This window comes from Microvirga sp. (genome assembly GCF_014699075.1).
Classification (GTDB): domain Bacteria; phylum Pseudomonadota; class Alphaproteobacteria; order Rhizobiales; family Beijerinckiaceae; genus Microvirga.
Map to the genome: position 1 here is coordinate 396746 of NZ_JACXAB010000002.1, position 17100 is coordinate 413845.

Below are 17100 nucleotides of genomic sequence, written 5' to 3' on the forward strand. Positions count from 1 at the left end.
AGATTCGACCATGTGCGGATGCAGTACCCACCAGACCCAGGCGACCCAGACCGTGGAGCGCCACCGGGATGCCCTTACCTTGCGCGTCGAGGACATGACCTGCGGCCATTGCGCCGGCACCATCAAAAAGGCCATCGAGACGGGCCTGCCCGGCACGCGCGTTGAAGCGGACCCTGCCTCGAAGCTTGTATCCGTCCGGGGCAGCACCGACTTGACCTCCATCAAGGCCCTCGTGACCGAGGCTGGCTACACCCCGACCGCAGCCTGAAGGAGAACCCCATGCTCGACCGCCGCCGCTTCGTGACCGTTCTCGGTGCCTCCGCCGGCGCCCTCATGGCGGGACGCGCCTTCGCACAGGCGGCCCTGCCGAAGGTCGTCGTTACCAAGGACCCGAATTGCGGCTGCTGCGGCGGCTGGGTCGAGCACATGAAGGCCGCCGGCTTCCCGGTGGAGGTCGTCACCACGCCCCAGGTCAACCGGGTCAAGGCTCGCCTGGGCGTACCTGACGACCTCGCCTCCTGCCACACGGCGGAGGTCGGCGGCTATGTCATCGAGGGCCACGTGCCGGCGGACGCGGTCAAGCGCCTGCTGGCTGAGAAGCCTCAAGCGAAGGGCTTGGCCGTCCCTGGCATGCCGGTTGGATCCCCCGGCATGGAGGTCGCAGGTGTTGGGAGTGACACCTACGACGTCGTGCTGTTTGGGCCATCAGGCCAGAAGACCTTCGCCCGCTATGAAGGGGCACGCCTGCTCTGACCCTGTCTCTTGCCAGGAGATCATTTGATGCCCCGTACCTGGATCGTGATTGCCGCAATGCTCGCTGCCGTTGGCGCCGCCCAGGCCCAACATGCCTCCCCCACGCCCTATGCCGGACTTGAGATGCGCCCGGTCAAGGCGCTATCGGATCAGCAGATCGCCGACCTCAGGGCGGGGCGCGGCATGGGCCTCGCACTTCCGGCGGAGCTCAACGGCTATCCTGGTCCGGTCCATGTCCTGGAACTCGGCGAGAAGCTTGCGCTGACCGGGGAGCAGCGCACCCGGGTTGAGGAACTCCACGCGGCGATGAAGGCGGAGACGGTGCCGCTTGGCGAGCGCCTGATCGCGCAGGAAGCGGACCTCGACCGACAATTTGCCACCAAGTCAGTCACCTCGGCGAGCCTGCAAGCCGCCACAGCCGACATCGGAGCAACGCAGGGCGCCCTTCGCGGAGCCCATCTGCGCTATCACCTCTCCACCCTCGACATGCTCACGCCCGAGCAGGTCCGCCGCTACGGCGAACTGCGTGGCTATCAGGCCTCGGGAGGCCAGGGGCATGGCCCCAAGGGCCACCACTGACGGCCCTCGGCTCCGTTGGGGCGGCGCTCGCCGTGGTCGCGGGATGGCTGATGTTCCTGGCATACGCTTGTCTTTGGGGTGAGAGGCAGGGCATTGTTCATTGCCAATCAAAGATCGCCTGCGTGTTCAGCGGGCTCGCGTATCCATAAGCCGGTGCTGGGCGTAGGGCCTCTGGACGTTGTGGCCGACGGTCGGAATAGCCTGCTCCGACCGATGTAGGTTCAGCATTCCGGGCCTTGGGTCGATCCCGTTTGACCGTCCGAGCCGAGGATTTCTTCGGCTCATCTCCTCGGATCACAATCTTCGTGTTCCCTAGGCCCTCGCTTCGAACCAGAGCAAACAGCTTTGCTGCGTTGGCGGGCGCGAGGCGGACGCAGCCGTGCGAAGCGGGCCGCCCCAAGCTACGGGTGGCGTTGCTGCCGTGGATCGCATGGCCCCGGTGCGTGAAGAAGATCGAGTGGGGCATGGGCGAGTTGTCCCATTCCTTGGAGGCATGGTCTTTCACCAGGCGAGAGGGCGTGAAGGTGCCAACCGGCGTCTCATATCCTGCCTTGCCAGTCGACACCGACCAGGCGTAGCGCGATTGGCCACCAACGGAGACCGACATGTGCTGGATGGTCTTGTCGACGGTGATCAGGACATCCGCTTTCGCCCAGCCAGCTCCGAGTGTGAGAGTGCCAAGCAAGGAGGCGGCAAGCAGACCGACAAGACGCATAGGGAGAAGTCCTCTAGGTAGGAATACAAGGCGATATTCCTACAGACGTTTTGTCAGAACCACAGTTCCGCGGAGCGGTCCGAACTCACACAACTGTGTGGACCCGCTTTGAGAAAGAGCTAGAGGGAGGCTGTGAGCGCTGCCTTGGTTGTGGCTGGTCGGGCGATGCACAAGTGGCGAAGTCTCCGCCGGAGCCAGTTAGACTAGGTGCTCACAGAAGGGAGGCAGGCATCCACCGGAATTCCTTCCGAATACGCTGAAAGAATACCCTATCCGGTTCTGTATATGCGCCTATCGGAAATTCCTGGCCCGCATGATCCGGTTACCGATTATGGAGAGAGTGCCGAAGAAGAGGGCGCAGATAACCCCACCAATGGCTGGATCCCTGACCATATGCGGGGCGTGCGTTGGGCCCATGACCAACTGGTAGCAGCAGAACACTGCCCCGACCAACATACCGAGGATGGCCCCTACAAGGGCAAAGCTCACAATGTCCCATCCAATTGGAGCCGGGCTCTTGTTCATGCCATCTTATAACACACAGCCATACCCGCGTGCAAAAAAGTGTTCTACAAATGAGGGCTGCGGCCTGCGGGACGGGGCAGCCATCATCCTACTCGGGCCAGGGAGCGCTTGGGTCAGGAACTCCGACCAGCCGTCTTCGCTGGCGCGTGAGCACGATCCGTGGCCGTTCGTTCCATCCCAAGGCCAATCCTGGTGCAGTTCCGTCCCTCAGCCTTCGCAGCGTAAAGAGCACGATCCGCACGGGAAAGGATCGAGCCCCGGTCGTCGTACGGCAGGGCCGCCGTCAAGCCCGCGCTGAAGGCGATGGGCCGACGCGTTGCCTGGTCCGGCAATGTGGCAGGTGGGAATTCCGCTCTGATCCGGTTGATCAGACGAGTTGCGTCGTCGAGACGGACATCCGGCTGCAGCAGCAGGAATTCCTCGCCTCCGATCCGGCCGAGATGGTCTCCGGAGCGCAGGCTCTCGCGGAAAACCTGCGCGAAATGCCGGAGGACGGCATCGCCGGCTTCATGCCCGTAGGTGTCGTTGACGACCTTGAATTGGTCGATGTCGATGATCGCGGCGCACAGGCCGGCGCCGGATGCCCCACCCGCCGTGAGGCCCTCGTCGAGCAGTTCGAGAATGTAGCGCCGGTTCGGCAGGCCGGTGAGGAGGTCCGTGCGCGAGGCAAGCAGGGCGGACTCGTGGGCCTGGCGCAGGGACTTCTCGTTGTGCTTCAGAGCGGAGATGTCCGTTCCCACGGTCATCACCCACCCATTGGGCAGCACCGTGTGCTCGATCCAGAACCAGCGGCCATCAACGAGGTCCGTCTCGAAGGATTTCCGGCGGGACGTCCTACGCCGCGGAAGGGTCCTGGCGATCAGGGCCTCGACATCACCATCATCAATCCTCACCCCAAGCCCATGCGCGGCACCGTAACGGAGGATGTCTGGGAATGTGTACGGACCCTCATAGCCGACCAAGAACATGCCCCGATAGGTCTCGTTCGCGTAGCGGAGGTTGTCCTCTGCATCGTAGATGGAGACGGCCTGTCCGCTCTCGGTCAGCGCCTCAACGACGTTCCGAAGCGTCTCTTCGTCTGGATCTATAGGGAAAGACGGCATATGTGGTGCGCGGCTCAGGAAGGGATTTCTGGTCTTCTACACGGGTTTCTCGATCTGGGTCACCCCAACTAGGAGCCGCGCTCGCTCCCCGGAGTGCGGAACCTCTCAAGACAGTCGAGTCACTGGTACATGACCGACAAGAACTAGTCGTGCAGTTCGAACGCAGACAAGAACGTTGAACTTTTTACGCCAGATCTCTGCTTGGCGGCTACGCTATCGCTTTGATCGACACCCATTCAACCCTTGTCGGTGCCTTGTCCGAGGCCATCTCCATTCTGTGAGTGGGCGAAAAGTTCCAACGAAGGCCATGTTCATATTTGATGGCTGCAATGTGTTCAGCACTGAAGCTGAATTCCGTGTGATCTGCTCCGATGTTGCTCGCGCCCGCTGATTTGCCCGCGCGGTTTCGACACTCCCGGGAGGTTCTCATGAAACGTGGTTTACTGCCCAGCCTAGTACTCACCGCCCTGCTCACCACCGCCGCCCCCGTCCTGGCCCAGACCACCGACCAGAGCGCTGCGCTCGTGGAGCGCATCGCGGAGCTGAAGAAGCGCGCCGTCGCCGGCGTGGAGGCCCGCGCCAAGCTCGCCCAGGAGATGAATGACTCGATCTTCAGCTTCGGCGAGCTCGCCTTCCAAGAGTTCGAGACTTCGAAGTACATCACCGACATCCTTGAGAAGAACGGCTTTTCCGTTCAGCGCAATGTCGCGGGCCTGCCGACGGGCTGGGTTGCCAAGTGGGGCTCTGGCGGCCCGGTGATCGCGTTCGGCAGCGACATTGACTGCATCCCCAAGGCGTCTCAGAAACCAGGCGTCGCATACAGGGAACCCATGATCGAAGGCGCGCCGGGACACGGCGAAGGGCACAACTCGGGCCAAGCCCTCAACGTCGTCGCTGCGCTCGCCCTGAAGGAGCTCATGGAGCAGGAGAAGATCCCCGGTACCATCATGCTCTGGCCTGGCGTCGCCGAGGAACTCGTGGCGGGCAAGGCCTACATGGTCCGCGACGGCGTGTTCAACGGCGTGGACGCGGTCCTCTTCACCCATGTCGGCAACAATCTTGAGACCACCTGGGGCCAGCCCCGCGGCACGGGCCTGGTCTCCGTCGAGTACACGTTCAGTGGCGAGTCGGCCCACTCCGCCATGGCCCCGTGGCGTGGCCGCAGTGCGCTCGATGGTGTCGAGCTGATGAACATCGGCTGGAACATGCGCCGCGAGCACCTGCGGCCAGAGCAGCGTTCGCATTACGTCATCCCGGACGGAGGCGACCAGCCCAATGTCGTGCCGTCGGTCGCCAGCGTCTGGTACTTCATCCGCGAGCAGGACTTCGCGAATATCCGCAAGAACTTCGAGATCGCCAACACCATCTCGGAAGCCGCCGCGAAGATGACCGACACCACGGTCACCCGACGGATCATCGGCACGGCGGCGCCGCGCCACTTCAACAAGCCGATTGCGGAAGCCGCTTACGCCAACATCCAGCAGGTTGGGCTGCCGCAGTGGACGGAGGACGAGCAGGCCTTCGCCAAGGCGGTGCAGCGCACGGTCAAGGACAAGGAGGAAGGGCTCGCCGTCGAACTGAAGAAGCTCGAACCACCGCTGGAGAAGCCCGAGAGCGGCGGATCCGACGACATCGGCGACATCTCGTGGACGGTCCCGACGATCACGCTGAACTATCCCTCCAACATCCCCAACCTGCCGGGGCACCATTGGGCGAACGCCATGTCGATGGCGACGCCCATCGCCCACAAGGGCGTCGTTGCCGGGGCGAAGGTGATCGCGATGACGTCCATCGACCTGCTGTCCAAGCCGGAGTTGCTGGTGCAGGCCAAGGGCTATTTCGCCAACGAGCAGCAGAAGAACCAGAAGTACGTCCCGATGATTTCGGCGGAGGACAAGCCGCAGGTGCAGATCAACGCCGACATCATGGCGCAGTACCGGCCCGAGATGAGGAAGTACTACTACGATCCGTCCAAGTACGCGACGTACCTCGATCAGCTGGGCATCAAGTTCCCGGTGCTGGAGAAGCCGAAGAACTGAAGACTGGAAATTTGCCCGCTGCCAACTGCAGGGGGCAGCGCTTCACGGCACGGCGACCTCATATTGCCGCCGTGCCCGCTTCGCTCAGCTCGTAAGAGCTGCGAGGAAACGTTGAAGGGGTGACGACCATGTTGGGAACTCTGGGCGCTAGGGAACGAACGCGCAGGAGATCGCGTAGGCCAAGCCGTTGTTCCTTCAATGCCGGCTTGGCCGCATCCTCGTTGGTCCATAGGCGCCTTGGTCCGCACCTTTACTTCCGCGTGTTCGCGATGACCTGCTTCAGTGGCTCGACCCCGACGGCGCCCGCAATAACCTCATTCCCGATGACAAAGCCAGGCGTGCCGTTGATCCCCAATCTTTCCCCGAGCCCCATGTTCTCCTGGAGCGTGGCGTCGATCTCGTTGCTCTGCAGATCCTTTTCCAGGCGGGCCATGTCGAGGCCCATCTCCTTGGCGACTGCCTTGGCGGATTCCCCGTTGGCCTGGCCGCGTCTCTCCATCAACCTGGTGTGAAAATCATAGAGCTTGTCGCCGGCAAGCTGCGACTTGGCCGCCAGCGCGACGCGGCTGGCCTCGACGGACCCTGGCCCAAGCACCGGAAAGTCCTTGATCACCACCCGCAGCTTGGGGTCGGACTTGATGAGCGCCTTCACGTCGGCCATGGCACGTTTGCAGTAGCCGCAGTTGTAATCGAGGAACTCGACCATGGTGACGTCGCCCTGCGGGTTGCCGAGCACGAAGTCGCGGGGCGAGTTCTCCAGCTTGCCGCGCTCGGCGGTCAGAACCTCCGCCCGGCCCGCCTGCTCGGCCACCTGCTGCCGCCGCTGGAGCTCGGTGAACGCCTCCTGCAGCACCTCGGGGTTCTTGAGGAGATACTCCCGGACGATCCCGCCGATGGCCTCGCGCTGCTCCGGCGTGAACGAAGCGGGCTGGGCCAGCACCGCCGACGGCAGGACGAGCGCGGCGAGGAGCGCGACACGGCGCACGGCGGGGGCGTTGAAGGGCATCACAGAGATCCTTGCGTTCAGACCGTCCTGTTCGCGGCTCCGCGCCGGACGGGTCAGCCACTTGCCGGTTGCAAGCTCCCCATGACTACCGATTCGGATTCCCGCTGTCGATCACGGCAGCCAGCCTGACGTCCCGGGCGGGCCGAGATCAAGGGAACGTGACTTCCACGCCGTCCGGACGGCGTGCTGAGTTAGAGGCATGCGATATCCTCTGAGAACCTGGACTGGCCTCCTGTCTGCTCTCTCCACCCTCGTTGTGGGTCAGGCTGCCGCCTCGCCGGAGCCGCGCGCGGTTCTCGAACTCTTCGTCAGCCAAAGCTGCTCGGCCTGCCGGCCCGCGGACGAGCTCATGATGGAGTGGCAACGGGATCCCAGCCTCGTCGTGCTGACCCTGCCGGTGAACTACTGGGATTATCTCGGCTGGAAGGATACGCTGGCGGACACGCTCTTCACCCTACGGCAGAAGGGATATGCGAAAGCCCGCAAGGCGGGTCAGATCTACACGCCCGAGATGATCGTCAACGGCGTGGTGTCCTGCATCGGGTCGGCGCGGGACCAGGTCATAAGATCCATCGATCAGGCAACGGCTGGGGGCTCCCTTCCCGTCACCATCCAGGTGAAGGAGGAGAACGGTCTCGTCATCGTCGATGTCGGTGAGGGCGACGGCGAGGCTGAGGCTTGGTTGCTGCCGGTCCGCCGGCACAGCCAGGTTGCGATCCATCGCGGAGAGAACGCCGGGCGCACGGAAACGTACACGAATGTCGTGCGCGGACTGTATCCCCTCGGGCGCTGGTCGGGCTCTCACATCCGCTTCGAGATGCCCCTCGAAGCCGTCGAGACACAGGGGGCCGACACGTACGTCGTCCTTCTTCAGAAGGCATGGGACGGGAAGCCGGGCAGGATCCTCGGAGCCGCCAAGGGGCCGGGCTTGTAGGCGCCATTCCAGGGCCAGGATGGGGGCATGGCGAGGTTTGCCGGCCTCTCCTAAAGAGCCTTTACGACCCGGACTTCACACGGGGCACGGACTGTGTCATGCTTTTGCAAATCACTTGCAACTGCAACACGCTGGAGTTGACCATGGACGCCCGAGCTCCCGATCTCGCCGAGGACCTGACGGGCTGGCGCCAGCCCCGGCGGGACGCCCCCCTGTCGGAGGTGTACCGCACCGTGGCGGTGCCCAGGATCGGGGGCAATTTGCGCAAGCTCGCCGCGTTCGTGGGTCCGGGCTACCTGGTCTCGGTGGGCTACATGGATCCGGGCAACTGGGCGACCTCCATCGCCGGCGGCTCGAAGTTCGGCTACACGCTCCTTGTCGTCGCCCTGGTTTCCAACATCATGGCCATCGTGCTGCAGTCGCTCTGCGCCCGCCTTGGCATCGCGTCAGGACGTGACCTTGCCCAGGCCTGCCGCGACGCCTTCCCCAAGGCTGTGAGCGTGCCGCTCTGGCTCCTGGCGGAACTAGCCATCGTGGCAACCGATCTGGCGGAGGTGATCGGCACGGCCATCGGCCTCAATCTTCTGTTCGGGATCCCGTTGGAGATCGGTGTCGTCATCACCGCGCTCGACGTGTTCCTGATCCTCTACTTGCAGCGGCTCGGGTTCCGGTACCTGGAGGCCTTCGTGATCGCCCTGCTCGGCGTCATCGCCGTCTGCTTCGGCGTGCAGATCGCGCTGGCGGACCCGGATTGGGGCGGGGTGATCCGTGGTTTCGCGCCCACGACCCAGATCTTGACGAACCCGGAGATGCTCTACCTGGCGCTCGGCATCCTGGGCGCCACCGTGATGCCCCATAACCTCTACCTGCACTCGGCCATCGTGCAGACGCGGTCGTACGGGCGCTCACTGCCTGAGAAGCGCGAGGCCCTGAAGTTCGCCACCATCGACTCGACGGTCGCGCTGATGTTCGCGCTTTTCATCAATGCTTCGATCCTGATCCTCGCCGCTGCGGCGTTCCACACGACCGGACGCCCCGAGGTGGCGGAACTCGGGGAAGCGCACAGCCTTCTCTCGCCGCTTCTGGGCGCTGCCATCGCGCCGACGCTGTTCGGCATCGCGCTTCTCTGCTGCGGCCTCAATTCGACGGTCACCGCGACCCTTGCCGGTCAGGCGGTCATGGAGGGTTTCCTCAACATCCGCCTGCCGGCTTGGCTGCGCCGGCTCGTCACCCGCCTGGTGGCGATTGTTCCGGCAGCCATCGTGACGGTCTGGTACGGCGAGAGCGGCACTGCTCAACTGCTGATCCTCAGCCAGGTCATCCTGAGCCTGCAACTGTCCTTCGCGGTGATCCCGCTCATCATGTTCACGTCAAGCAAGGCGAAGATGGGCGCGCTCGTCGCTCCGGCGTGGCTCGTGGGCTTCGCGGGGATCATCGCCGCCGTGATCGTGACCTTGAACGTCAAGCTCCTGGTGGACTTTGTGATAGGCTGATCTCGGCCGCCTGGGAGTCAGTGCATATGACCAACAGGATTGAAGCTCAGATCCGGGCCAAGGGCCTTCGGCTCACGGGCCAGCGCAAGCTCATCGCGCAGGTTGTTGCCAGTGCCCACGACCATCCCGATGTGCCCGAACTGCACCGCCGCGTGGCCGAGGAGGATGATCGCATCTCCCTCGCGACCGTCTACCGGACCATGAAGCGTTTCGAAGAACTCGGCATCCTTGAGCGACATGAGTTTCGGGACGGGCGGGCGCGGTACGAGCCGGCCGCAAAGCGGCACCACGACCACCTGATTGACGTGGATACGGGCACAGTGATTGAGTTCCGTTCCGAGGAGATCGAGCGACTTCAGGCTGTGGTCGCGCGGGAACTCGGGTTTGACCTCGTTGGCCATCGCCTGGAACTCTATGGGCGAAGAAGAACCGCGCGAAAGGGATCCTGAACGCCACGAAGTGGCCGGCAAGACCCATCGTTGAGCGGGCAAAGGATAGCTGCTTCCGATTGAGGGTGATCGGGCAAAAGTCCTGCGCGGACGCCTACACCATGAGCGGTGTCATTTTAGATGGCACCAACTCGCTTCCGCCTCAGCCCAACGTCCCTAGGGCCGGGAACGTCTCCAGAAGCCAGAACGACATGTTGGTGATCCAGCCGGTCAGAAAGGCGATCCCGGTCAGCACGAGGAGGCCGCCCATGGTCTTCTCGATCAGCACGAAGCGGGAGCGCATGCTCTTCAGGAGCGCCACGAAGGGCTTCATGGCGAACGCCGCGAGCAGGAATGGAATGCCAAGGCCTGCCGAGTAGGCGGCGAGCAGCAAGGCCCCCTGCGCGACGCTCTGCTCCGAGCCCGCCACGGTCAGGATCGCAGCCAGCACCGGTCCAATGCAGGGCGTCCAGCCGAAGGCGAAGGCCAGACCCATCACATAGGCGCCCCACAGCCCTGTCGGCTTGGGCACCCTGAACCGCACCTCGCGGTAGAACAGCCCGATGCGGAACACGCCGAGGAAATGCAGCCCCATCACGATGATAGAGACGCCAGCGAGGGTGCTCAGCACATCGAGGTACTGTCGGATCACCTGGCCAAGGGCCGACGCTGTCGCACCCAGCAGCACGAAGACGGTGGAGAAGCCCGCCACGAACAGCAGCGCCGCCAGGACAGCCCGCTGTCGGACAGCGCGGTCGTCGTCTGCGCTCAGGCGATCAAACGTCGTGCCCGCCAAGAAGGACAGATACGGCGGCACCAGCGGCAGGACGCAGGGGCTCAAGAAACTGATGAGCCCGCCGAGCATGGCGGCCGGGAGGGAGACACTGAGCATGGGTTCTTCACTCCATCCTGCCGGCGCGGCACGAGGCCCGGGCGGCCAAAGTGTTCGTCCAAGGCAGGTGGCGGGATCGAGCCAGCATCACAATGCGGGCTCCCGGGCCGGGGCGGTCTTCCCCTGCTCGACGCGTGCCTTCAGGAATTCGACGGTTTCCGGGCTGTCCCACTCCGCGGCGCCCAACAGGCGGCCGATCTCCCGCCCATCCTGGTCGATCACCAGGGTGCCCGGAAGGCCGACGAGGCCCAGGTTGCGCGCCGCGCCGCCGCTCTCGTCTATGTACGGCGCCAGATGCCTGACACCGACCGAGGTGAGGAACTTTCGCACCGGATCGAACCCCTTCCGGTCAATCGACAGGGCGACGACCTCGACATCCTTTCGGTCGAACTGGGCCTGGAGGCGATCAAGGGCGGGCATCTCCTCGCGGCAGGGGGAACACCAGGTCGCCCAGATGTTTAGAACGACGATCCTGCCGCGCAGATCGGCGAGGGAAACTTGCCGCCCGCCCTCGTCCTCGAAGGAAAGCTCCGGGATGGGGCGCGGCGTCTCGTGCACGATCAGACGCGCCGGCGCCTCTGCGGCTCCGGCGGCCGAAAGCCCAAGGGCAAGGCCGAGGGCGACGGTGAGGACCCTGACCCAAGGGGTGCCCCCCGACTTCGCGAGCGGACGTCGGGAGGATCGTTTGACGCGGGCGGGCATGAGATCAGCGGGTGGCCAGGGTTTCAACGCAGCCTCCGAGAACGACCACAGTTCAGGCCGCCGGGGATCCGACCTTTGGCCGGATCCCATTCGGACCTAAGACCAATCGAGGCGATCATGACCCCTTCCGCACTTGGTCGACCTCGCGTTGCACCAAGTCGCGGAGCTGCTGCGGCCCGAAATTGGTCAGCGGCTTGCCGTTGACGAAGAAGGTCGGCGTCTGCCGCACGTCGTTGGCCTTCACGTCGGCAATCTCCGTCTCCAGCATACGACCCATGAGGGGTGTGGATGCCAACTTCTTGCCCTGCTGCACATCGAGGCCCGCGGCCGCGGCGAAGCGCCAAGCCTTGTCCAGATCCGGCGCGCCATGGGCGGCCCATTCCGGCTGGTTCGCCAGCAGGGTTTCGAGAACCGGCTCAAACTTATTCTGTCCGCGAGCCGCCTCAAGGATGAAGACCGCGGTGTCGGCCCCTTCATGGAAGGGCGTGTACCGCAGGACTAGGCGCACGTCCTTCGGGAAGTCCGCTAGGATCTGCTTGACGATGGGGTAGAAGGCCCGGCAGGCCTCGCACATCGGATCGAAGAACTCGACGATGGTAACCGGAGCCTCCGGTGGGCCGATGACCGGCGAGTGCGGCCGGATCAGGGTGCCGTTGGCGACGGTGGCCGCGGAAGCAGGCTCGGCACCCTTGCCGGAGCGGTCATACAGGAAGGCGCCACCGGCGAAGGCGGCGACCACGATCAGGGCGGTCAGGATGACGAGGAGGCGCTTAGACATTGGAGACCTTTCGGCGGATGGGGGCGAGAAGAACGGCGATGGCGGTGAAGGCTGCGAGCGACAGGTAGGGGAGCGGCAGGCCCAGAACGGTCATGTCGGCGCTGGAGCAGGACGGACCCTGTCCGCAGGGCTTGATCGCCTCGGGGATGATCCCGGCGTACAGCAGCGAGTGGAAGGCGGCGACGAGCCACCCGAGCCCTGCGATGGGCAAGGCGTAGCGCCAGACGCCGGTATCCTCGCGGAAGGTTGCCACGGCCAGGATGACGGCGAGCGGGAACATGAAAACCCGCTGGTGCCAGCACAGGTGGCACGGGGTCTGCCCCATGACCTCCCCGATGAACAGGGCCCCGAAGGTTGCCGCAAGCGCGATGATCCAGGCGGCGAACAGGTACGCCCACGTGTGACGGCCCGAGGTTGTGAGCAGCCCATCGGGCATGGTCACGTGACGAGTGGTGGCGGTTTGGCTCATGTCCTATCCTCGGATCGCCCGTTTGAGTTTCGCGAGCGCCGTTGCCTTGTCCTCGTGGTAGTCGATCAGGCTGACGAACCCGCCCTGTGCATCGGTCACGATCACCGACGCGGAGTGTTCCATCGTGTAGTTGCCGCCCTCGGTCGACACCTTGCGGTAGGCGACGCGGAAGGTCTTCGCCGCCGCCGTCACTTCCTCCGGCGTGCCGGTGAGCGCGATGATCCGGGGATCGAAGCTTTCCATGTAGGTCTTCAGCAACTCGGGGGTGTCCCGCTCGGGGTCGACCGTCACGAAGACGACGTTGAGGCGGTCGGCGTCGGGGCCGAGGCTCTTGAGGTGCTGGCTCATTTCGAAAAGCGTCGTCGGACACACCTCCGGGCAGTGGGTGAAGCCGAAGAAATACACCGTCGGCTTGCCCTTGAAGGTGTCCTGCGTGACCCGCTCACCCCGATGGTTCACCAGCGAGAACGGACCACCGACGTCCGGAACTCCGGTCGTCGTGATGACGGGTTGGGCGAACCGAGAGCCGGACGTCTCCCCGCGGTACCAGTGCCAAGCGAAGAAACCGATCTGGAGCAGCAGGACGGCGATGAGCGCAAATGCGACCCAGCGAATGATCTTGAGAGTGGATGACATTGCACCGCCTTAGTGGCCCTGGTGAACGTTGGCAGCCGCCGGGGCGGCCTGTGCCCCGATGCCGCCGACCCTGTATTCGATCTTGAGCACGCCCGCCTTCTCGAAGATAAGCATGCCCTTCACCGTGTCGCCCGGGTTCAGTCCCTGCCGCAGATTGACGAGCATGGCATGCAGCGCGCCCGGCTTCAGCTCCACCGTCTGACCCGGGCCGATCTCCAGGCCTCCGGTGACGGGCTCCATGCGGGCGACGCCCTCGACAACCGTGGAGCGGTGCACCTCGAAGCGTTCCGCGACCACGGTGGAGCCGCCGACCAGACGGTCGGGCTCCGAACCCGTATTCATGATCCGCATGTAGCCGCTGCCCACCTTGGCGCCGCCCGGCGTGGCGCGGGACCAGGGCGCCTCCACCACGATGCCGCCGGCGCGGTAGGTTTCAGGAGCCTGGGCCATCGCAGCCGGCATGCCGCCGATGGCCAGGGTCGATAGAAGAGCAACGAGAGATCGCTTCGTCATTTTGGTGTCTTTCGCCCCTCGACGGGGTGCATCATCACATCTGTGCTTAGGTGTCAGGGCCGTCCTGGAATTGCGCGGAGGAGCGCCGCCGAGAGGGCAGGCCCAGAGACATGGCTTTATCGGACTATCCCACCGGTTGACGGCGGCCGTGACCCAACGGGTCGGCCTCGGCGTGGCGAGGGCCACGCGGCTTCCGGCGCTTGCGCCGGCAAGATCATTAGACTTGCGGGGGCCGAGCAGGTGGAGCCTGGGCCAGAGTCTCCGGTGTGGCGTCATCCCCGGGCACCAGTGCCTGTGCGGGGCTGAACCAGCGCACCACCGCACTGGCGGTCGAAACGTCCTGGAGAACTTTCGCATGGCACAAGGCCGCAAGCGGGCAGGCCTTGGGGCCGTCGGGTTTGGATGACCTGGCGGGCGCGCAGCACTGCACCTCGGCCATCGCCATGTCATAGGTTGTGGAGACCCGAGCCATTCCGGTGTCAGACGCCGTCATGGGCACCACCAGCCCTCCGGCCACCGCGGGAACGGTGAACGGGGCAAGCACGAGCCCAAGGATCGCAAGGATCGAGAGCAGACGTGTGATGGCAAGCCACGGCTTCATGCCGGGAACCTCTCACATGCCCCCTGAAATGTGAAGCGCGGCACAATCAATAGCTTGTGTCCGCTGGAGAGGTAAAGCGACGCATTCCAACCGGGAGGTTGGCAGCCCTGTCTGCCATGCTCCATTTTTACGGGGAAAACGACACCGGAAATGAATGGTGGGTCATGCGCCTGCCATGATGCTCAGGCGCCATGTCGGCAACATTCGGAGGGGCCATGCGACCAGTCCTTGCCTTTTTCATAGCAACGTTCGCCCTTGCCTCCCAAGCGACAGCCAATCCGTTTGACGCCCCGCCGCCGATGTATGCAGAAGCGGTCAATCCGGCCCTCCGACAGGTCGGCACTGATCTTCGCGTCCGGCAAACCTCCTGTATGGTCAGCAGTCACTGCCGTTACGCCGCGCGTCAGGTCGGCATCGAAGTGGTCGGCCCGCCGGATCGTCCCGTCACCGAGCGGATCATGATCGCGGCCACGTTCCGCCAAGGAGACGATGCGGCGGCGACGAAGCTTATCGATGATACGCTGACCGTGCTCGGTGCGACCATGGTGGTCTACGATCCAGGGATGGCCGAGGACCGGCGCGGCGAGTTCTTGCTTGAACTGGGTGATGCCGCGCTGAGCGTGGGTGAGGCGCACCGGGACAGCGCAGACGTCCATTACGCCCTGTCATTCGACGATGTCAGCGGGCGCCTGGAGATCACTGCTGCGACATTACGCGCAGGACATGGTTAACAAAATTTCCGGAACGAAACAGGGTGCGACCTGTTAACTCTCGTTTAACTTTTGCCTTGAGCGGCTCCCGCCCGTTGTGTCAGGTTTGATGAACAAAACCTTAACGGCAAATCGGTGGGGGCAATGCGGCAACCTCTCTTCGGGTCTCTGAACACTCGGCCTTCTCTCCGGAACACGCTTCGTCTCGCCGCCTTCGCGATTGGGCTCACCATGATCGGCAGTGGAGCGCAGGCGCAGACCGTTGCAGGGTTGCCAACGGCCTCCCAGCCAGTTGGGATGATTGGCGCAGCGAAGCCGATCCCGGGTTGGATCCGCTTCTGCGAGCAGAACCCGGTGGAATGCGCCGTCGATGCCTCCGAGCCTGCCACGATCAATCTCACTCCGAAGGATTGGCAGACCCTCGTCCGGATCAACCAGCAGGTGAACACAGATATCAAGGCGAAGACGGACAAGGATCACTGGGGCGTTGAGGACCGCTGGGACTTCGCCGAGGACGGCTACGGCGACTGCGAGGACTATCAGCTCGTCAAGCGCAAGCGCTTGGTCGAGGCGGGCTTCCCCCGCCGGGCGTTGCGGATGACCGTGGTGATCGATGAGGAAGGCGCTGGGCATGCGGTCATGATGGTCCGCACCAATCGGGGCGATCTCATCCTCGACAACAAGCGCAATGCCATCCTGTCATGGCACAAGACCGGCTACACCTATATCAAGCGCGAGGGCGATGAGGGCTCCACCTGGGCCTCGCTCGGCGGCCGGACGTCGCCGACCATGACGGCAAACCAGTAGCGTCAGTCCCGGATCGGGTGAATTCTCGCATCATCCTCGCGAGCTCGCCTCCGTTGCGGCAGGCTTGGACCCTTGCCCCTGCGGCGGCGTTAACCTGTGTCAGGTTCCGAGCAGGAGATCGCCGTGAGCGCCGACATTGTCGAAATCCATTGGAATGCACGGCCACACCTTGAGCGTCTAGGTGTCAATCTCCGGCGTCGAGGGATTGACGACAGGGGGAAGAGGCTCCTGGATGAGGTCCGCAGGAGCCTTGCAGGAGTTTTCCCTGGCGCCCCTGTTCTGTTTCGGATTTCCGTGCATACAGGCGCCCCGACGGACGATCTGCGGGTCCTGCGTCAGGGCGTGGAACAGCCCAATTGCCTTCAGGAACTCCGTACCGCCATTGAACACGCCGTCGAACATGCATAGCGTGAGGCTGCATAGGCCTCTGGTAGATGCACCATCACGATCCTAGGGATTTCCTTCGCCTTCCCATGCTTCCTCTTCTGTGCGGCGTTTCTCGCCCGAGAGGCAGTCCGCTTGCGCTCCGGTGGGAAGGAACAGGGAAGATCCTCCGCTTCCGGCGATTTCGCGCAGGATCTTGGCCTTGATCGCTGATGGGAACTGATCGGCATGGCGGAGCGGGATCATGAACGAGCCTGGTCCTCCGATCACGCAGTCCGCGTAGTACCGATCCAGATCGGCAACGTCCCAGCCACGCACCGTTCCCTCGATCTGGATTGGCAGCCCGTTGATCGTGATACCTTCGGCCACGGCGCGGTCACGCGCGTACCTGACCTTGCGACCGTCGTTGTTCGGACCATCTCCCGAGATATCGATCACCCGCCGCGCTGGCTCGTCCTTCAGATCGGTGAAGAGCCTCATTCCGAAGTCGATCACGCCAGAGATCGAGGTCATGCCTGCCGGACGGAGCGGCTTGCGACCAAGCGTGTCCGCAAAGGACCTTGCGGCTTCCGGCCCATCGACCACAGTCCAGGGAACGAGAACGACCTGCTCGTCTGCCCCGGACCATTCAACGTAAACGACGGCAACGCGACCCAGCGAGCCTTTCACGATGGCCTTGTGGACCGCTGGAGATCGAAACGCCTCAATGAAGCCTGAGCGCTGGAGCTCCTGCTCGGCCGAGGTCATCGAGGACGACACATCCACGGCAAGTACGAGGGCGAGGTCGAGCGTTGCCTCGGCTCCGGCGGCAGCGCCGCTCCAGAGGCAGACCAGGGACAGACCCAAGCACGCGCCGTGATGTCGCCCAGGCATGACTGCCTCCCTGTGGGATGCTCCAAAGAGCTGTCATGACATGGACTTGGGGCCAATGAATGTCGGCTGCGGGTTGAACCGGAAATCACCTGCCATTCGGGAGGGTGCCATGTTCCCGTTTTACGCGGACATTCGGCTCACTGCCGGGGTTTCCCAGTGG

The 17100-nt window shown here is 64.0% G+C and carries 20 protein-coding genes; 9 read left to right on the forward strand and 11 right to left on the reverse strand.

The window, feature by feature from the left end; genetic code table 11:
• Window positions 1–10: 10 nt before the first annotated feature.
• The 3 genes from IC232_RS05165 to IC232_RS05175 are packed head-to-tail and all read left to right on the forward strand — an operon-like array spanning window position 11 to window position 1332.
• Window positions 11–268 (forward strand): heavy-metal-associated domain-containing protein, encoded by a 258-nt coding sequence (locus IC232_RS05165; protein WP_190843848.1) that lies wholly within the window; start codon window positions 11–13, stop codon window positions 266–268.
• An 11-nt stretch (window positions 269–279) separates the two neighbouring features.
• The gene (locus tag IC232_RS05170; protein ID WP_190843849.1) at window positions 280–753 is read left to right on the forward strand and encodes a DUF411 domain-containing protein; all 474 of its coding nucleotides are present in this window, start codon (window positions 280–282) and stop codon (window positions 751–753) included.
• Between the two features lie 27 nt (window positions 754–780).
• The gene (locus IC232_RS05175) at window positions 781–1332 is read left to right on the forward strand and encodes a Spy/CpxP family protein refolding chaperone (protein ID WP_190843850.1); all 552 of its coding nucleotides are present in this window, start codon (window positions 781–783) and stop codon (window positions 1330–1332) included.
• 97 nt (window positions 1333–1429) lie between these two features.
• Here the strand turns inward: IC232_RS05175 and IC232_RS05180 are convergent, their stop codons facing one another.
• Window positions 1430–2047, reverse strand: a complete 618-nt coding sequence (locus IC232_RS05180) for a L,D-transpeptidase (protein ID WP_190843851.1) — start codon at window positions 2045–2047, stop codon at window positions 1430–1432.
• A 638-nt stretch (window positions 2048–2685) separates the two neighbouring features.
• Complete coding sequence (locus IC232_RS05185; protein WP_190843852.1) at window positions 2686–3675, reverse strand: GGDEF domain-containing protein; 990 nt, start codon at window positions 3673–3675, stop codon at window positions 2686–2688.
• A 428-nt stretch (window positions 3676–4103) separates the two neighbouring features.
• On the opposite strand from IC232_RS05185, the gene IC232_RS05190 reads away from it, so the two are divergent.
• Window positions 4104–5714, forward strand: coding sequence for an amidohydrolase (locus tag IC232_RS05190; RefSeq protein ID WP_190843853.1), 1611 nt, complete (start codon window positions 4104–4106; stop codon window positions 5712–5714).
• Window positions 5715–5964: 250 nt separating this feature from the next.
• Here the strand turns inward: IC232_RS05190 and IC232_RS05195 are convergent, their stop codons facing one another.
• Complete coding sequence (locus IC232_RS05195) at window positions 5965–6720, reverse strand: DsbA family protein (protein WP_190843854.1); 756 nt, start codon at window positions 6718–6720, stop codon at window positions 5965–5967.
• A 199-nt stretch (window positions 6721–6919) separates the two neighbouring features.
• Here IC232_RS05195 and IC232_RS05200 point away from each other — a divergent pair, with 199 nt between their 5' ends.
• The 3 genes from IC232_RS05200 to IC232_RS05210 all read left to right on the forward strand — a co-directional run bounded on the left by IC232_RS05200 (window position 6920) and on the right by IC232_RS05210 (window position 9596).
• Window positions 6920–7654 (forward strand): DUF1223 domain-containing protein, encoded by a 735-nt coding sequence (locus IC232_RS05200; RefSeq protein WP_190843855.1) that lies wholly within the window; start codon window positions 6920–6922, stop codon window positions 7652–7654.
• A gap of 143 nt (window positions 7655–7797) precedes the next feature.
• Window positions 7798–9147 carry an Nramp family divalent metal transporter gene (locus IC232_RS05205; RefSeq protein ID WP_190843856.1) on the forward strand — a complete coding sequence of 450 codons (1350 nt, stop codon included), beginning with the start codon at window positions 7798–7800 and terminating at the stop codon, window positions 9145–9147.
• A gap of 26 nt (window positions 9148–9173) precedes the next feature.
• Complete coding sequence (locus IC232_RS05210) at window positions 9174–9596, forward strand: Fur family transcriptional regulator (protein ID WP_190843857.1); 423 nt, start codon at window positions 9174–9176, stop codon at window positions 9594–9596.
• Between the two features lie 142 nt (window positions 9597–9738).
• On the opposite strand, the gene IC232_RS05215 is transcribed toward IC232_RS05210, so the two are convergent.
• The 7 genes from IC232_RS05215 to IC232_RS05245 form a co-directional block, all read right to left on the reverse strand.
• A complete protein-coding gene (locus IC232_RS05215; RefSeq protein ID WP_190843858.1) occupies window positions 9739–10467 on the reverse strand; it encodes a cytochrome c biogenesis CcdA family protein in 729 nt (242 codons plus the stop codon).
• Window positions 10468–10554: 87 nt separating this feature from the next.
• Window positions 10555–11196: a TlpA family protein disulfide reductase gene (locus IC232_RS05220; RefSeq protein WP_246812040.1), complete on the reverse strand. Its 642-nt coding sequence runs from the start codon at window positions 11194–11196 to the stop codon at window positions 10555–10557.
• An 88-nt stretch (window positions 11197–11284) separates the two neighbouring features.
• Window positions 11285–11947, reverse strand: coding sequence for a DsbA family protein (locus tag IC232_RS05225; RefSeq protein WP_190843859.1), 663 nt, complete (start codon window positions 11945–11947; stop codon window positions 11285–11287).
• Complete coding sequence (locus tag IC232_RS05230; RefSeq protein WP_190843941.1) at window positions 11940–12383, reverse strand: disulfide bond formation protein B; 444 nt, start codon at window positions 12381–12383, stop codon at window positions 11940–11942. Before IC232_RS05230 ends, IC232_RS05225 begins: the two co-directional genes overlap by 8 nt.
• Before the next feature lie 36 nt (window positions 12384–12419).
• Window positions 12420–13052, reverse strand: coding sequence for an SCO family protein (locus tag IC232_RS05235; protein ID WP_190843860.1), 633 nt, complete (start codon window positions 13050–13052; stop codon window positions 12420–12422).
• 9 nt (window positions 13053–13061) lie between these two features.
• A complete protein-coding gene (locus IC232_RS05240) occupies window positions 13062–13565 on the reverse strand; it encodes a copper chaperone PCu(A)C (protein ID WP_190843861.1) in 504 nt (167 codons plus the stop codon).
• Between the two features lie 217 nt (window positions 13566–13782).
• The gene (locus IC232_RS05245) at window positions 13783–14166 is read right to left on the reverse strand and encodes a hypothetical protein (RefSeq protein ID WP_190843862.1); all 384 of its coding nucleotides are present in this window, start codon (window positions 14164–14166) and stop codon (window positions 13783–13785) included.
• A gap of 215 nt (window positions 14167–14381) precedes the next feature.
• Here IC232_RS05245 and IC232_RS05250 point away from each other — a divergent pair, with 215 nt between their 5' ends.
• Together IC232_RS05250 and IC232_RS05255 are read left to right on the forward strand one after the other, a co-directional pair.
• Window positions 14382–14897, forward strand: coding sequence for a hypothetical protein (locus tag IC232_RS05250; protein ID WP_190843863.1), 516 nt, complete (start codon window positions 14382–14384; stop codon window positions 14895–14897).
• A 123-nt stretch (window positions 14898–15020) separates the two neighbouring features.
• Window positions 15021–15683, forward strand: coding sequence for a transglutaminase-like cysteine peptidase (locus tag IC232_RS05255; RefSeq protein WP_190843864.1), 663 nt, complete (start codon window positions 15021–15023; stop codon window positions 15681–15683).
• Between the two features lie 450 nt (window positions 15684–16133).
• Here the strand turns inward: IC232_RS05255 and IC232_RS05260 are convergent, their stop codons facing one another.
• Complete coding sequence (locus IC232_RS05260; protein ID WP_190843865.1) at window positions 16134–16940, reverse strand: DUF1194 domain-containing protein; 807 nt, start codon at window positions 16938–16940, stop codon at window positions 16134–16136.
• Window positions 16941–17100 lie beyond the last annotated feature (160 nt).

Coding starts and splice junctions, on each gene's coding strand:
- IC232_RS05165 (WP_190843848.1), top strand. CDS start 11: ATGTGCGGATGCAGTACCCACCAGACCCAGGCGACCCAGACCGTGGAG.
- IC232_RS05170 (WP_190843849.1), top strand. CDS start 280: ATGCTCGACCGCCGCCGCTTCGTGACCGTTCTCGGTGCCTCCGCCGGC.
- IC232_RS05175 (WP_190843850.1), top strand. CDS start 781: ATGCCCCGTACCTGGATCGTGATTGCCGCAATGCTCGCTGCCGTTGGC.
- IC232_RS05180 (WP_190843851.1), bottom strand. CDS start 2,047: ATGCGTCTTGTCGGTCTGCTTGCCGCCTCCTTGCTTGGCACTCTCACA.
- IC232_RS05185 (WP_190843852.1), bottom strand. CDS start 3,675: ATGCCGTCTTTCCCTATAGATCCAGACGAAGAGACGCTTCGGAACGTC.
- IC232_RS05190 (WP_190843853.1), top strand. CDS start 4,104: ATGAAACGTGGTTTACTGCCCAGCCTAGTACTCACCGCCCTGCTCACC.
- IC232_RS05195 (WP_190843854.1), bottom strand. CDS start 6,720: ATGCCCTTCAACGCCCCCGCCGTGCGCCGTGTCGCGCTCCTCGCCGCG.
- IC232_RS05200 (WP_190843855.1), top strand. CDS start 6,920: ATGCGATATCCTCTGAGAACCTGGACTGGCCTCCTGTCTGCTCTCTCC.
- IC232_RS05205 (WP_190843856.1), top strand. CDS start 7,798: ATGGACGCCCGAGCTCCCGATCTCGCCGAGGACCTGACGGGCTGGCGC.
- IC232_RS05210 (WP_190843857.1), top strand. CDS start 9,174: ATGACCAACAGGATTGAAGCTCAGATCCGGGCCAAGGGCCTTCGGCTC.
- IC232_RS05215 (WP_190843858.1), bottom strand. CDS start 10,467: ATGCTCAGTGTCTCCCTCCCGGCCGCCATGCTCGGCGGGCTCATCAGT.
- IC232_RS05225 (WP_190843859.1), bottom strand. CDS start 11,947: ATGTCTAAGCGCCTCCTCGTCATCCTGACCGCCCTGATCGTGGTCGCC.
- IC232_RS05230 (WP_190843941.1), bottom strand. CDS start 12,383: ATGCCCGATGGGCTGCTCACAACCTCGGGCCGTCACACGTGGGCGTAC.
- IC232_RS05235 (WP_190843860.1), bottom strand. CDS start 13,052: ATGTCATCCACTCTCAAGATCATTCGCTGGGTCGCATTTGCGCTCATC.
- IC232_RS05240 (WP_190843861.1), bottom strand. CDS start 13,565: ATGACGAAGCGATCTCTCGTTGCTCTTCTATCGACCCTGGCCATCGGC.
- IC232_RS05245 (WP_190843862.1), bottom strand. CDS start 14,166: ATGAAGCCGTGGCTTGCCATCACACGTCTGCTCTCGATCCTTGCGATC.
- IC232_RS05250 (WP_190843863.1), top strand. CDS start 14,382: ATGCGACCAGTCCTTGCCTTTTTCATAGCAACGTTCGCCCTTGCCTCC.
- IC232_RS05255 (WP_190843864.1), top strand. CDS start 15,021: ATGCGGCAACCTCTCTTCGGGTCTCTGAACACTCGGCCTTCTCTCCGG.
- IC232_RS05260 (WP_190843865.1), bottom strand. CDS start 16,940: ATGCCTGGGCGACATCACGGCGCGTGCTTGGGTCTGTCCCTGGTCTGC.